13 protein-coding genes are annotated in these 13,123 nt (G+C 60.2%); 6 read left to right on the top strand and 7 right to left on the bottom strand.

Going from position 1 to position 13,123, the window contains the following annotated elements; all coding sequences use genetic code 11:
- Window positions 1-42: 42 nt before the first annotated feature.
- Window positions 43-1,386: an esterase-like activity of phytase family protein gene (locus WNZ14_RS08425; RefSeq protein WP_342868121.1), complete on the bottom strand. Its 1,344-nt coding sequence runs from the start codon at window positions 1,384-1,386 to the stop codon at window positions 43-45.
- Between the two features lie 225 nt (window positions 1,387-1,611).
- Between WNZ14_RS08425 and WNZ14_RS08420 the strand changes: the two genes are divergently transcribed.
- The 5 genes from WNZ14_RS08420 to WNZ14_RS08400 all read left to right on the top strand — a co-directional run bounded on the left by WNZ14_RS08420 (window position 1,612) and on the right by WNZ14_RS08400 (window position 6,737).
- Window positions 1,612-3,063 carry a YfcC family protein gene (locus WNZ14_RS08420; RefSeq protein ID WP_342868120.1) on the top strand — a complete coding sequence of 484 codons (1,452 nt, stop codon included), beginning with the start codon at window positions 1,612-1,614 and terminating at the stop codon, window positions 3,061-3,063.
- Window positions 3,060-4,295: an arginine deiminase gene (locus WNZ14_RS08415; RefSeq protein WP_342868119.1), complete on the top strand. Its 1,236-nt coding sequence runs from the start codon at window positions 3,060-3,062 to the stop codon at window positions 4,293-4,295. The genes WNZ14_RS08420 and WNZ14_RS08415 overlap by 4 nt, the downstream gene beginning before the upstream one ends.
- Window positions 4,296-4,305: 10 nt before the next feature.
- A complete protein-coding gene (gene argF / locus WNZ14_RS08410; protein WP_342868118.1) occupies window positions 4,306-5,307 on the top strand; it encodes an ornithine carbamoyltransferase in 1,002 nt (333 codons plus the stop codon).
- A 1-nt stretch (window position 5,308) separates the two neighbouring features.
- On the top strand, window positions 5,309-6,220 hold the full coding sequence (locus WNZ14_RS08405) for a carbamate kinase (protein ID WP_342868117.1): 912 nt from the start codon (window positions 5,309-5,311) through the stop codon (window positions 6,218-6,220).
- A 352-nt stretch (window positions 6,221-6,572) separates the two neighbouring features.
- Window positions 6,573-6,737: a DUF3309 family protein gene (locus WNZ14_RS08400; protein ID WP_342868116.1), complete on the top strand. Its 165-nt coding sequence runs from the start codon at window positions 6,573-6,575 to the stop codon at window positions 6,735-6,737.
- A gap of 25 nt (window positions 6,738-6,762) precedes the next feature.
- On the opposite strand, the gene WNZ14_RS08395 is transcribed toward WNZ14_RS08400, so the two are convergent.
- Window positions 6,763-7,488 carry a Crp/Fnr family transcriptional regulator gene (locus WNZ14_RS08395; RefSeq protein ID WP_342868115.1) on the bottom strand — a complete coding sequence of 242 codons (726 nt, stop codon included), beginning with the start codon at window positions 7,486-7,488 and terminating at the stop codon, window positions 6,763-6,765.
- Between the two features lie 158 nt (window positions 7,489-7,646).
- On the opposite strand from WNZ14_RS08395, the gene WNZ14_RS08390 reads away from it, so the two are divergent.
- Entirely contained in the window at window positions 7,647-7,883 is a 237-nt protein-coding gene (locus WNZ14_RS08390) for a hypothetical protein (RefSeq protein WP_342868114.1), read from the top strand.
- 23 nt (window positions 7,884-7,906) lie between these two features.
- On the opposite strand, the gene WNZ14_RS08385 is transcribed toward WNZ14_RS08390, so the two are convergent.
- The 5 genes from WNZ14_RS08385 to ppsR all read right to left on the bottom strand — a co-directional run bounded on the left by WNZ14_RS08385 (window position 7,907) and on the right by ppsR (window position 13,090).
- On the bottom strand, window positions 7,907-8,185 hold the full coding sequence (locus tag WNZ14_RS08385; protein ID WP_342868113.1) for a hypothetical protein: 279 nt from the start codon (window positions 8,183-8,185) through the stop codon (window positions 7,907-7,909).
- Window positions 8,185-9,378: a geranylgeranyl diphosphate reductase gene (locus WNZ14_RS08380; protein WP_342868112.1), complete on the bottom strand. Its 1,194-nt coding sequence runs from the start codon at window positions 9,376-9,378 to the stop codon at window positions 8,185-8,187. The genes WNZ14_RS08385 and WNZ14_RS08380 overlap by 1 nt, the downstream gene beginning before the upstream one ends.
- 5 nt (window positions 9,379-9,383) lie before the next feature.
- Complete coding sequence (locus WNZ14_RS08375; protein WP_342868111.1) at window positions 9,384-10,730, bottom strand: BCD family MFS transporter; 1,347 nt, start codon at window positions 10,728-10,730, stop codon at window positions 9,384-9,386.
- A 26-nt stretch (window positions 10,731-10,756) separates the two neighbouring features.
- Window positions 10,757-11,653: a chlorophyll synthase ChlG gene (gene chlG / locus WNZ14_RS08370; RefSeq protein ID WP_342868110.1), complete on the bottom strand. Its 897-nt coding sequence runs from the start codon at window positions 11,651-11,653 to the stop codon at window positions 10,757-10,759.
- Window positions 11,654-11,746: 93 nt separating this feature from the next.
- Window positions 11,747-13,090 carry a transcriptional regulator PpsR gene (gene ppsR / locus WNZ14_RS08365; protein WP_342868109.1) on the bottom strand — a complete coding sequence of 448 codons (1,344 nt, stop codon included), beginning with the start codon at window positions 13,088-13,090 and terminating at the stop codon, window positions 11,747-11,749.
- Window positions 13,091-13,123 lie beyond the last annotated feature (33 nt).

Below are 13,123 nucleotides of genomic sequence, written 5' to 3'. Positions count from 1 at the left end.
GATGGGTCCGGGGGGTGTTATCCCCCCGGACAGTTCGATGCATCACTTCGCAGAAAGCAATTCCGGAACGCTCAGCAACACCACTTCATTGTCCGCCGCAGCATCGAGCTTGCGACCCGACGAGAACGGCAGGTTGTTGTCGATTGCAACCATGATGTGCGTGTCGTCGACTTTCATCACGTCCTCGATTGTGAAGAAGGGCAGGCTGAACCGCCCGGCCTCGCCGCCATCGGTGGTGATACGCGCAACAGCGTCGGGATCGGCAATGTTCATCAGATCGATCTGTCCGATCCGGCGAACATAACCGTCCGCATCAATGCTTGCAGTGTCGATCAGTACAATGTGCTTGACCATTGCCGGGTTGGGGAAGCAATCCGGCTTCGCATCGCCCGCACACTTCAGGCTCGGCTCACCTTCGCCATTGTCACGCTCGATAACCAGCGCACGGGTGGTATCGATGAAGTTGAAATCGCCGATTGCCGTTGCGCCTTCGGCCAGCTTGAACTTGAAGCTGTCACCAGTCCACTCGCGCTTGGCCGGATCGAAGGCCAGAACGCGCAGGAAATCGCCTTCGTTCTTGCCGTCTTCAGCCAGAAGAGGCTTTTCCAGCATTGCCCACAGCAGGCCTGTCTCGGGCTGCAGCGCCATGCCTTCATAGCCACCCGAACGCGGAACGTTCCAGTCCTTGCCGATCACGGAAGTGGCCGAGATGCCAGGCGTGTCGGCACCCTTGAGCTGCTTGCCGTCCATCATTGTGGGATAGACGTTTTTCACCCGGCCATCGAGCCCGGCTTCAATCAGGTATGGCCCGAACTCGTCGCCGATCCAGATAGAATCATCGATACGCTGGATGCTTTCGAGGTCAAAGTCAGAGCCCGTCAGGTACCGGCTGTCGGTACCGTCCCATGAGATGCGGAACGGCACCTTGAAATCAGGGTCATGCAAGAACACGGTTTCCTTCATGTCCACCTTGCCGGTCTCGAAATCCGCCATCATGCGGCTGAAGAACAGCATGGTGTCTGGGCTGTTGGCCTTGGAGCCAAAACCGTTGTCGGTCAGCACATAGACAGAGCCGTCATCGGCCTTGTTCATTGCAAAGCCGGAAAAGCCCTGCAGTGGCTGGCCGATGAAAGGCAGGCTGATTCCGGTCAGGCGCTTGCCGTGCATGCCGCCGGTGTCGCCCTCGACAGACATCGGCACGCCATTGCGGGCTGGGCCGGTAAACTTGCCGCTGATCCAGGCATCGCGGGGTGCATCGGCAGGTGGCGCGACCAGGCTCAGCGCCGGCAGATAGGCGTGGCCGGCGAGCGTGGCGGGAAAGGTCTCCTGGGCTGCAGCAGGGGCGGCCAGGGCGAGGATGGCAAGGGGCAGAAATCGTGTTTTCATCGGGTTCTCCTTTGTGAGAAACACCCAATGCCCTGAACGGGTTACAGCCAGATGACGCGCGCATTATGCTTTTGTGACAGGGACGCCATTCGCGAACAGCAACGGCATCTGCGTCCGCATATTTGCTGTTTCCCTAACCTCAATCAGCCCACCAGTCCTGATCCGCTCCTAGGGTGAAAGCTACGGCCCGAGCACTTCATGGCTTGGCTGGCAAAGGACTCAAGCATGCCCTCTCCCGACACCACAAATCCGCAACCAGTATCCCGGTTCAGCTTTCCCTCGGCCTACACGATCCTTCTGGCGCTGATCGTGATCGTGGCGGCGATGACCTGGATCATTCCCGCCGGCCAGTATGAGCGCGTGGCGTCCGCGGTGCTCGGCAAGGATATCCCGATCGCCGGAACCTACGCACCGATGGCTGCCAATCCGCAGGGCTTCTTCGACGTCATCCTCGCCCCCATCGCCGGGTTCTACGATCCCGGCAGCTACACCGCCAACGCAATTGATGTCGCACTGTTCGTGCTGATGATCGGCGGCTTCATTGGCGTGGTCACGTCAACCGGCGCGATCGACGCGGGTATCAAGCGCGCCATGACGAAACTGAAGGGGCAGGAAAAGTGGATGATCCCTATCCTCATGGGACTGTTCGCCCTGGGCGGGACGACCGAGGGCATGGCGGAAGAGACACTGGCCTTCTATGTCCTGCTGACACCGGTGATGATTGCAGCGGGCTATGACGCCCTGACGGCGGTTGCGGTGATCCTGCTTGGCGCTGGCGTTGGCGTGCTCGGCTCGACCGTAAACGCCTTTTCGACCGTCATCGCATCCAACGCTGCCGGCGTGCCGTTTACGGACGGGCTGATGCTTCGTGTGGTCATTCTGGCCCTGACCTTCGCAGCAACCGTGGCCTACGTCATGCGCTATGCCGCGCGGGTCAAGGCTGATCCGTCACACTCGCTGATCTTTGACCTCAAGGCGGAAAACGAGGCGCACTTCCGCAGCGCGGCCGAAGCTTCCGCCACAGAGTTTACCGGACTGCACAAGATCGTTCTGCTGCTGTTTGGGACCACCTTTGCGGTGATGATCTGGGGCGTCTCGCTCGGCGGCTGGTGGATGGCCGAAATGAGCGGGCTGTTCCTGTTCGCCGGCATCGGCATCGGCCTGATCGGTCGGCTGGGCGAGAAGGGCCTGGTCGAGGCTTTCGTCGGTGGTGCGCGCGATCTTCTGGGCGTGGCGCTGATCATTGGCCTTGCCCGCGGCATCGTCGTGATCATGGACGCAGGCCATATCACGGACACCATCCTGCACTGGGCAGAGGGAATGGTCACCGGCCTGAACGAGATCGTGTTCATCAACGTGATGTACTGGATCCAGGTCGTGCTGTCGTTCTTCGTCCCCTCCACATCAGGCCTTGCCGTGCTGTCGATGCCGATCCTGGCCCCCGTTGCCGATTTTGCCGGGGTCGCACGAAGCCTCGTCGTCACCGCGTTCCAGTCGGCCGAGGGCGTCGTCAACCTCGTCACCCCGACATCCGCAGTCGTCATGGGCGGTCTCGCCATCGCCCGCGTTCCCTATGAGCGCTGGCTGCACTTCGTCTGGCCCGTCTTGCTGGGTCTCACAATCATCATCATGGGCGCGCTGAGCATTGGCGTCTTTCTGACAGGATCACCGACATGACTGCTACCCCTCCCCTGACCTATGGCGTTCATTCCGAAGCAGGCAAACTGCGTCGAGTGATGGTCCACACGCCCGGTGCCGCCATGGCACGCCTGACGCCGGCCAACTGCGCTGAGCTGCTGTTTGATGATGTCATCTGGGTCAAGCAGGCACGCATCGAGCACATGACCTTCGTCGATGTGATGCGCAATCGCGGTGTCGAGGTTGTGGTCATGCAGGACTTGCTGACCGAGGCGCTTGCAGACCCGGAGGCTCGGCGATGGCTACTGGAAGCTCGGATCAGCGACAACACCGTGGGCGTCGGTCTGGCGGATGATCTGCTGGCGCATCTGATGGAGATCGACGCGGCGCTGCTGTCCACCATCCTCATCGGTGGCATGAGCCGTGCCGAACTTCCAATCCCGGCCAATGGCGTGTTGGCCCCGATGCTGGAGCCAGCCGATTTTATCCTGCCCCCCCTGCCCAATCATATCTTCACCCGCGATACCACCTGCTGGATCTATGGCGGCGTGACCGTCAACCCGATGCACTGGCCCGCACGACGGCTCGAGACCCTCAACGTTGCCGCGATCTATCGCTTTCACCCCGATTTCAAGGATGCCGGCTTTCCCATCTGGTGGGGCGATCCAATGCAGGACCATGGCCCCGCGACCGTTGAGGGTGGCGACGTCATGCCGATCGGCAATGGCGTTGTCCTGATCGGCATGGGCGAACGCACCACGCCGCAAGCGGTCAGCCAGATCGCGCGCAATCTGTTTGCCGGCGGCGGGGCCACTCTGGTCATCGCATGCCAGTTTCCCCGTTCGCGCAGCGCCATGCATCTCGATACGGTCTTCACCTTCTGCGATCGCGATCTGGTCACGGTCTTTGCCGAGGTCACCGATGCCATCCGCTGCTACAGCCTGCGTCCCGGTGACGGCGCGGATGTCGTCGCAGAGGCAGAGACGAAGCCGTTCCTCGAAGTTGTGGCAAAGGCGCTTGGCATCAAGGCGCTGCGAACTGTCCCCACCGGCGGCGGCGCCTACGAGAGCGCGCGCGAGCAATGGGATGACGCCAACAACCTTCTGTGTCTCGAACCCGGCGTCGTCGTCGGTTACGAACGAAACGTCTATTCCAACACCCTGCTGCGCAAGGCGGGTGTCGAGGTCATCACCATTCCCGGCTCTGAACTCGGTCGCGGACGCGGCGGCTCCCATTGCATGACCTGCCCGCTGATCCGCGACGCAACCTAAGGAAATCAACATGCCACAGAACCTGCACGGACGCAGCTTCCTCAAACTGCTCGATTTTTCACCCGATGAAATTCGGCATCTGCTGCAGCTGGCAGCAACCCTCAAAATGGCCAAGCAAGGCGGCTTCGAGGTACCGCGGCTCAAGGGCAAGAACATTGCCCTGATCTTCGAGAAGGACAGCACCCGGACCCGCAGCGGGTTTGAAGTGGCAGCTCACGATCAGGGCGCGCATGTCACCTATCTCGGGCCATCGGGCAGCCATATCGGCCACAAGGAATCGATGAAGGACACGGCGCGCGTCCTTGGCCGGTTCTATGACGGCATTGAGTATCGCGGCTTTGGCCAGAAGGACGCCGAGGTGCTGGCTCAGTACTCTGGTGTGCCGGTCTTCAACGGACTCACCGACGATTTCCATCCCACGCAGATCCTCGCCGACCTGATGACCATGCGTGAGTTCACCCACAAGCATCTGTCGAATATCGCCTTCTGCTTCATGGGTGACGCCGGCAACAACATGGGCTCATCACTGATGGTCGGCGCTGCGCTGATCGGCATGGACGTTCGTCTGTGCGGTCCGCAAAGCTGCTGGCCCGATCAGGACCTCGTCACACAATGCAGGACCATCGCAGAAACCAGCGGCGCCCGCATCACGCTGACCGAGAAGCACGCCGAAGGCCTCGAAGGGGCCGACTTCGTCTATACCGATGTCTGGGTCTCCATGGGAGAGGCGGACGATGTCTGGAAAGATCGGATCGCGCTTCTGTCACCCTATCAGGTCACAACAGAAGTCATGGAGAAAACCGGGAACCCTTATGCCAAGTTCCTGCATTGCCTGCCGGCATTCCACAATCGCGATACCGAAGTCGGCGAAGCCACTTTCAAGAAATTTGGTATCGACTGCATGGAAGTCACAGAAGAGGTCTTCGAATCCGGCGCCTCTGTGGTCTTCGATCAGGCAGAGAACCGGATGCATACGATCAAGGCCGTTCTCGTGGCCACGATGGGGTCATAAGATGCGCGTGGTAGTCGCCCTGGGCGGTAACGCCCTGCTGCGTCGTAACGAACCCATGACTGCCTCCTCGCAGATTGCGAATGTGCGGATAGCGGCGGTGGCACTGGCTGATCTGGCGCGAGATCACCAGATCGTCATTGCCCATGGCAACGGCCCGCAGGTCGGATTGCTGGCATTACAAGGCGCGTCCTATAATCCGTCCAAACCCTGGCCGCTGGATGTGCTGGGTGCTGAGACCGAAGGCATGATCGGCTACCTGATCGAACAGGAACTTATGAATGCACTGCCGGAGGGCTCGCATTGCGCCACGCTTCTCAGCCGGGTCGAGGTCGATCCAGCCGATCCTGCGTTCAAGGCGCCGAGCAAGCCGATCGGTCCTGTCTATTCCGAGAGCGAAGCCGCGCAGGCAAAGCGGGATCATCGCTGGGCGCTTGTCACCGAGGCGTCCGGTGGCCTGCGCCGTGTGGTTGCCTCCCCCCTGCCGCTCAGGATTATCGGGCTGGATGCGATCAAGGTGCTGCTTGAGGCGGGCCACTCTGTGATATGCGCCGGCGGCGGTGGCATTCCGGTCATGCGAAATTCAGACGGCGGGATGGAGGGCGTGGAGGCTGTGATCGACAAGGATCGAACAGCCGCCCTGCTGGCGTCTGAGCTTGAAGCGGATGCGCTGCTTTTGCTGACCGATGTTGCAAACGTCTTTCAGGATTTTGGCAGCGACGAGCAGCATGCGATAGGCGCAACAACCGCAGATGCATTGGACAAGCTCGATCTGCCGCCTGGTTCCATGGGCCCCAAAGTAGGTGCCGCGTCCGACTTCGTCAGGAGCTGCGGCAAACTCGCAGGCATCGGCCAGCTAAGAGATGCCCGCGCCATCCTCGAGGGCCGCGCCGGAACGCGTGTTTCGCCGGGGTAGCCAAAAGCCGCTGACGGCGCGGTTCTGCAGAAAACTGACTTCGATACGGATCAGCCACAGAAGAAAGGAATTCCCGGGTTCCAGATTTGCAGCAAGCTCAAAAATTCCGGGCATCCTTCCGGAACAAATGTGTGAGCCAGATGTTGATAGCCGTCTGAGCACCTCTCGCGGCTGGAGCAGGCAGTAGAGTTGCAGGAACGCTAAAGCGGGGTTGCCGGAGAGATCAACTCCAGCGGCATTCCAATATGCGAAAAATGAATGAACCTTCGTGGCTGGAGCCAGCCACCTATCGCAGATCTTATCATCTGGACCGCCCCGAGAACCGGTGGGGTCCGTCACCCGGAGAAACGACATGTCACTCGGTACAATCCTCGTCATACTGCTCATCATATTTCTGCTGGGCGGATTCAGCGGACGCTTCGGCGGCTATGGCTACGGCTTCGGTCATGCCGGTGTTGGCGTACTGGGTACAGTGCTGATCATCATCGTCATACTGATGGTGCTCGGGCGCATCTGACCTCGCGATTGATCCTTGGATTGCCCTACATGAGAAGCGGTCCGACCTGATCGAGATAGGTCGGATCGAACTCGGCAAATTCGGTCAAGCGGTTATGGGAATCGAACGCGACGAAGCCATTGCGGAACGTGACCATTTCCTTTTCGCGCAACTTTCGCAGTACCCGATTGACGTGGACCGAACTTAGTCCAAGTGCGTCGCCCAGGAGATACTGCGTTAAAGGACAGGCGAAGCCCGCCTTGCTCCCCATGCCCACCAGGGAAAGTCTGGCGCCGAGCTCCAGAAGGAAATGTGCAGTGCGTTCGGCGGCATTGCGGCGCCCGATATTGACCAGATGTTCGACCACCATCGCTTCGTCGCGGGATGCGGCCCACAGAACCGCCGTGGCGAGGCGCGGGGTTCGGGCAAACACGTCCAGAAGGTCCGTCGCAAGCACTTCAGTAACTTCGATGTCGGTGATCGGCTCTATGCTGTGATCGGACATGTGAAGCAATACGCTCCGCAGGCCGAGAAAATCGCCGGGGATCTGGAAGTCGACAATCTGACGTTGTCCGTCCTGCAGGATCTTGTAGGAAACAGCCCAGCCGGAAGCGAGGACATAGGCGGCCTGCCCCGACTGCCCCTGATGGAAGAGATCACGCCCGGCGACAAAAGTACGACGTCGCTTGTGCAGAGTCTCCAGAACGGCGAGTTCCGTACCCGACAACGCAACGAATGCGCCCAGCTTGCGGGCCAGTGGTGTGTTTTCCAAATGCGTACCATTCTCCGGAGCCAGCAGAATTCCTAACATGGAAACCCGACCGATGACTGATTTCGATCAGCACAATGCAGCAAATATTTTGAAAGTCTGCGGAATGCACCGCCCAAACCCGATTTGCAGGCGTATTTACCATGGAAGGCCGCTAAGGCATGTCAGATCATGACACCCACTCAGGAATCGCCGCGCTCTCGATTTGCGAGGCCTTGCTGCTTGCGCTGAACGATGCTCAGGTCTTGCCGGAAAGTGAGATCATGGGCGTTCTCAAGGACGCTGCGACCTCGCATGAAAACGCCGAAGGCACAGAGACCGACCTCGTCACGCACGCAGCCGTGGCGGCGCTGATCAATCGCATCATCGCAGGTGGCAACTCGGTGCGCAGACCGTAAGACCGGTGCCCGATTAAGACGTATCAGGATCTGCCGAACAACCGCGTCAGCATATCGGCGGCATGGGCCACAAGGGCGGCCACCAGCCAGAGGGCAATCATGCCGGGTTGCGCACCGCTCAACGCCGCATGGAGCGCACCCAGAAGCCCGGCCCCTGATGCCATGGTCAGCACCAATTGCCCGAGCCGGGCGCGGCGGCGCAGGAACAGCGCGATGATGACCGCTTCAAGCGCAATGACGCCAAGCGCCAGCAGCGCGATCCGGCCGTCGCCGACAAATTCAAGGAGCCAGTCGGGCAACATCAGTGTGCTGCCGGACGTAGCAACTGGCGCATGTCCTTGAGGAACACGCGGACATGGCCCAGCGGATCCTTTTTAACCAGCTTCTTGTTGAGATAGCTCTCCCAGGTCAGCCGCTGGACATCCGCGTCCTTGCACAGGGTGACAAATTTCTCGCGCCGCTTGTCGCTCGAATACCAGAACCACTGCATGAAGCCGAGCACCATAAACACCCGGCCGTGGGCGCGCTGGAACCGCTTTCGTGCGCTTGCCAGGTGTCTGGCGCTCCCGGTATCTAGCACTTTCATTGCAGCTTCAGCGCCGAGATCGCCGGAGTGCATCGCATACCAGATGCCTTCGCCAGAGGATGGTGCGACAACGCCCGCGGCATCGCCGATAAGCACCACGTTCTTGCCGTCGTCCCAACGCCGCATCGGCTTGAGCGGCAATGGCGCGCCCTCCTCGCGGATGGTTTCTGCGTCACCCAGGCCGAAACGTTCGCGCAATTCGCGTGTTGCTGCCTTCAGATCAAAGCCCTTGATCGCGGAGCCGCAGCCGACCGAGGTGTACTCACCGTGAGGGAACACCCAGCCATAGAAATCTGGCGAAATCTCGCCATCATAAATCACTTCACATTGCGCCGGATCGAAGGCACTGTTTTCACCGGCGGACGGCGAGCGGACGATCTCGTGGTAGGCGAAGACATAGGGCGGTCGCTTTTTGGGTCCGAAAATCGCCCGGCGCACAGCCGAATTGGCGCCGTCCGCTCCTATGACGACCCGGGCAGACAGGGTTTCGGCTTCAGCATCCTTCGATTTGCCCAGCTTGACATCGACCAGGCCGTCGGCCCGGTGTTCAAGCGAGGAAAAACTTGCGGCGCGGTAATCAGCACCGGCCTCGCGCGCTCGGGCGCGCAGATACGGGTCGAACTGGTCGCGGTCGACCATGCCGACATAGCCGATCTCGCCGATTTCCATGCCGACCTGCAATCCGCTCGGCCCGGTCATGCGGGCGCCGCGCACGCGCGCCTTGATCTGCTCGGGCGCGACTGCGAATTGAGCCATGGCGTTGGACGGGATTGCCCCGCCGCAGGGCTTGGTGCGGCCTTCCTTGTCGACCAGCAGGGTCTTGCGCCCGCTTGCAGCCAGCCGTTCGGCAGCACGGGCGCCGGCGGGACCGCCGCCAATCACGATGACATCATAGGTTTGTCTCTGCATGAACCTTACTCCGCTGGAATTGCGTAGGCGGACGGCATGTCCGCAGCCCGCGACTGACCGGGCGTCTTGATGAGAAGCGCAATCGCCGCAGCCAACAGGAACAATCCTGCTTCCAGGCCAAAAACCACTGCAAACGAGAGAGGCGTGTCACCGGTGAGCGCACGGGTGATGTCGATGGCCACTGTGCCCAGGAACCCACCAAGGCCAAAGGAGACGGCCTGTGCTGCCCCCCAGACGCCCATGCGGATGCCTTCGGACGCGCCATCACCGCCTGAGGCCAACATCATCATCGCGCCAATGGCAGCCACTGCAAAAACGCCATTGGCAAAGCCAAGCAGAAAGATGTTGGCCTTGAGCGGCCAGAGCGGCGACAGCATTGCCGACAGCGACAGGCCGCACAGTGCAATCGCCGAACCGATGCAGCCAAAAAAGATGAAACCCTTGATGATCATAGGCTTCTTCTTGGCAAACATTGATCCTAGAACGCCGACGAGTGCCATCCCGAGAAGGATGCCGCTGTGTTGAAGGCCCGATATCTGCGTGGTCTCGCCCGGGGTCAGCCCGAACAACAACCCGCCAAACGGTTCGAGAATGAGATCCTGGGTGGAGTAAGCGAGCATCGAGATAAAAACGAAGACAGTGAACAGCCTTGCATCGCGGTCAGCCCATGTGGCCGTCAGGCTTTCGCGGAAGCCGAGCCGCTGTGGCGTGGGCGGACCTTCCACCGGAATAGTGGACTTCTCGACGTTCCAGATGGCAAGGCACGTCATCAGGAAAGCGATGGCTCCGGCAATCGCAGTGACCATGATCAGCCGCGAGAATGAGAACGGATCAAGCCAGGCGCCGGAGACGATCGCGGTGACCACGATGCCTGCTATCATCATCATCCAGACGATGGTGGCGGCGGTGGGTTTGCGATGCACAGCGGTGCGACTGGCGAGCAGCGCCAGCAGCGATGTGCCCGCGGCGCCGATGCCGATGCCGATGCCCAGGAAACTGAGAACCGCCAGCGAAATTGCGAGCCAGAAATTTGAGGAAAACAGCAAGGTCGTAGCCGAAGCCGCGGTTCCCGAAAGGGCCAGCAACAGAACGCCACCAACAATCCAGCGCGTGCGGCTTCCGCCGCGGTCCGATCCATGGCCCCAGAGCGGGCGCGAAATCTGAACGCCGTAGTGAAGGCCGACGAGCAAGCCGGGGATCGTGGCGGCAAGTGCCAGTTCAACCACCATCACGCGATTGAGCGTCGAGGTGGTGAGAACGACAATGGAGCCAAGTGCAGCCTGAACCAGGCCGAGCCTCAGGATGGCGAGCCAGCCAAGACCGGGCGCAGTATTCTCCCATGATCCTCTCATGCGCTGTCTCCCCTCACCTTCAGGCCCTATGGACGGATCGCAAAGGCGGTGATCATCATCCCTGTCACGTAAAGTCCGACGCCGAGCGCCGAATACCAGATTGCCTTACCCTTCGGATCGGCAACCAGCCGCGGCAGCGCAATGCCCTGCGCCAGCGTCAGCGCCGCAATCGCACCGGCAGCCCATGGGTGTTCCCATAAGGTCAGCAGCACGATCACCACCATCTGCGGGACGATCATTGCCAAGCCAGCAAACAGGGCCGCTTTGCGAGCGCCCATTTGCACCGGCAGCGAAGCGAGACCCATTTGGGTGTCGCCTTCCATCGATTTGAAATCATTGAGCGTCATGATGCCCAGCGCGCCGGCTCCATAAAGGAGCGCGACTGCAAAGATCTCTCCGCTCGGCACGGTTCCGAGTGCGGCGGCGGCTGCGGTGATCCATGGCAGCGTTTCATAGGAAAAACCGCAGGCCGAATTGCCCCACCATCCATTGCGCTTGAGACGAAAAGGCGGCGCCGAATAGGCCCAGGCGAGCGCCAGGCCAATGGCTGCGGCAATGAACACCGTCATGCCCAGAAAGCTCGCCACGATCATCGAAAGGACGGAATTGAAAATGGCAACGCCAAGGCCCCAGCGACCAGGCATCCGGCCCGACGGGATCACCCGGTCCGGCTCGTTGATGGCATCGACATGGCGGTCAAACCAGTCATTGACCGCCTGGCTGGTGCCGCACAAAAGCGGTCCAGCCAGCATAACGCCCAGCCCCACTGCAAACCAGCGGTCAGTTGTGATCTGTCCAGCTGAAATCGCGCCGCAGGCAAAGGCCCACATTGGCGGAAACCAGGTTACCGGTTTAAGCAAAGCCAGAACGGATGCCGGTGTCGGCACCCTCGGGCGAGTTGGAGCTGTGTCTGCTACGGTCATGACAAAAGTTTATGACCGGCAAAACAAACAGTCAATTAAAATTGACAGTGTAAATGTTTTTTTACACGGCCTGTTCCGAGCTCAAAGAAAGGCTCAGATGCGGCCGGTGTAATCCTCGAGGCCATAGCGCTTGAGCTTGAGGTAGAGGCTTTGCCGGGAAAGGCCAAGAAGATCGGCGGCTGCCGCGCGATTATTCTCGGTCTGGGTGAGAGCTGCTTCTATGCAGAGCTTCTCGATGACGTCGGCGGATTCGCGAATGAGCTCCTTGAGCGGAACCCGCCCGATCAATTCGGAAAAATCCGACGTCGGTCCATGCATACCGCTGACCTTGGGGCTTGAAGGCATTTCCCGCGAGCCCTGCTCCGTCACGATAACCGAATAGAGTGGGTCGCCGCCTGTATCGATCCGTGTCGCCGATAACCGAACCGGCCGGCTGGACCCGAGATCATCACGTACCACGGTGAGAAACTGACGCACCTCGCCCTCGTCACGCAACCGGTTGGACAAAACCTGCATATCGACGCTTGATGCGCCGAGCCAGTTGTTGACGTTGCGGCCAACGGCCAGGTTGCGGCTGAGCAGGTGGATCATATCAAGAAAGCGGCCATTGGCCGAGAATATGGCGCCCTTGGCGTCAATGACGATTTGTGCCTCAGGCACCGCTTCGGTCCAGCCCCACTTATCGGCGGTGAGTCCGCGCATTGGGTGGTCTTCCTCAACCTGACTTGCAATGGACACAAGATAATTGATCCTGCCATTTTCCCGATACGGGCTGATCCGCAATTCGATGGCCGCACTATCGGATGAAGACGATACGTTGAGAGTTCTGGGCTGCCCCAACGAGCGCGATTCAGCCAAAGCCTCCATCAACCGATCGCGACCGTCGCGCTGAATCAGAGACACAAGGGTGTCGCCCACCATCTTGGCCAGTGCCACGCCAAAGATCTGCCCCGCAGCCGCATTGCCATCTATGATGCGGCGGGTTTCCCCATCCACAACCAGCAGTGCGCCGTCCATTTTTTGGTAAATAACCCGGTAGCGCGCCTCGGATTCGCGGACGCGGCGATATTCCCGCTCCAATTCGAACTGGGCCTGGATCAGGCGCTGCTGGACTTCCGCAAATTTGCGCAGATCAGTGCCGTAGGCAATCAGATAGGGAAAACCATCAATTCGCCGGAGCACATATTCGACGGGCAAATCAGCGCCGCGCGGACCCGGATGATTGACCTGGTGAGAGCGACTGGCACCGGTTTTGGCGCATTCATCGATCAGGCTGTCAATCTTATCGGCGCTACTGGTTGTTACGGTGTCTTTCCAAGCGCGCCCGGGCCAATCCTCGACACCGAAGGGCTGGACCGTCGCATCAAGATAGGCGACATCGATGATTGAACCTGAGGAATCAACCAGAAGGGTCAGATCGCTTCCGAGCGACGCCATGTTAAGCGAAACCCCAGAAGGGAGGTTTTCGAA

This window comes from Hoeflea sp. AS60 (assembly GCF_038900115.1).
Classification (GTDB): Bacteria; Pseudomonadota; Alphaproteobacteria; order Rhizobiales; family Rhizobiaceae; genus Hoeflea.
The sequence above is the reverse complement of the archived record's forward strand: the minus strand, read 5'-3'. Positions and strand labels throughout refer to the sequence as shown.

What these genes read in the sequence shown, in the direction of transcription:
- WNZ14_RS08415 (WP_342868119.1), top strand. Translation starts at nt 3,060, where the DNA reads ATGACTGCTACCCCTCCCCTGACCTATGGCGTTCATTCCGAAGCAGGC.
- WNZ14_RS08405 (WP_342868117.1), top strand. Translation starts at nt 5,309, where the DNA reads ATGCGCGTGGTAGTCGCCCTGGGCGGTAACGCCCTGCTGCGTCGTAAC.
- chlG (WP_342868110.1), bottom strand. Translation starts at nt 11,653, where the DNA reads ATGACCGTAGCAGACACAGCTCCAACTCGCCCGAGGGTGCCGACACCG.
- WNZ14_RS08385 (WP_342868113.1), bottom strand. Translation starts at nt 8,185, where the DNA reads ATGTTGCCCGACTGGCTCCTTGAATTTGTCGGCGACGGCCGGATCGCG.
- WNZ14_RS08425 (WP_342868121.1), bottom strand. Translation starts at nt 1,386, where the DNA reads ATGAAAACACGATTTCTGCCCCTTGCCATCCTCGCCCTGGCCGCCCCT.
- ppsR (WP_342868109.1), bottom strand. Translation starts at nt 13,090, where the DNA reads ATGGCGTCGCTCGGAAGCGATCTGACCCTTCTGGTTGATTCCTCAGGT.
- argF (WP_342868118.1), top strand. Translation starts at nt 4,306, where the DNA reads ATGCCACAGAACCTGCACGGACGCAGCTTCCTCAAACTGCTCGATTTT.
- WNZ14_RS08380 (WP_342868112.1), bottom strand. Translation starts at nt 9,378, where the DNA reads ATGCAGAGACAAACCTATGATGTCATCGTGATTGGCGGCGGTCCCGCC.
- WNZ14_RS08390 (WP_342868114.1), top strand. Translation starts at nt 7,647, where the DNA reads ATGTCAGATCATGACACCCACTCAGGAATCGCCGCGCTCTCGATTTGC.
- WNZ14_RS08375 (WP_342868111.1), bottom strand. Translation starts at nt 10,730, where the DNA reads ATGAGAGGATCATGGGAGAATACTGCGCCCGGTCTTGGCTGGCTCGCC.
- WNZ14_RS08400 (WP_342868116.1), top strand. Translation starts at nt 6,573, where the DNA reads ATGTCACTCGGTACAATCCTCGTCATACTGCTCATCATATTTCTGCTG.
- WNZ14_RS08420 (WP_342868120.1), top strand. Translation starts at nt 1,612, where the DNA reads ATGCCCTCTCCCGACACCACAAATCCGCAACCAGTATCCCGGTTCAGC.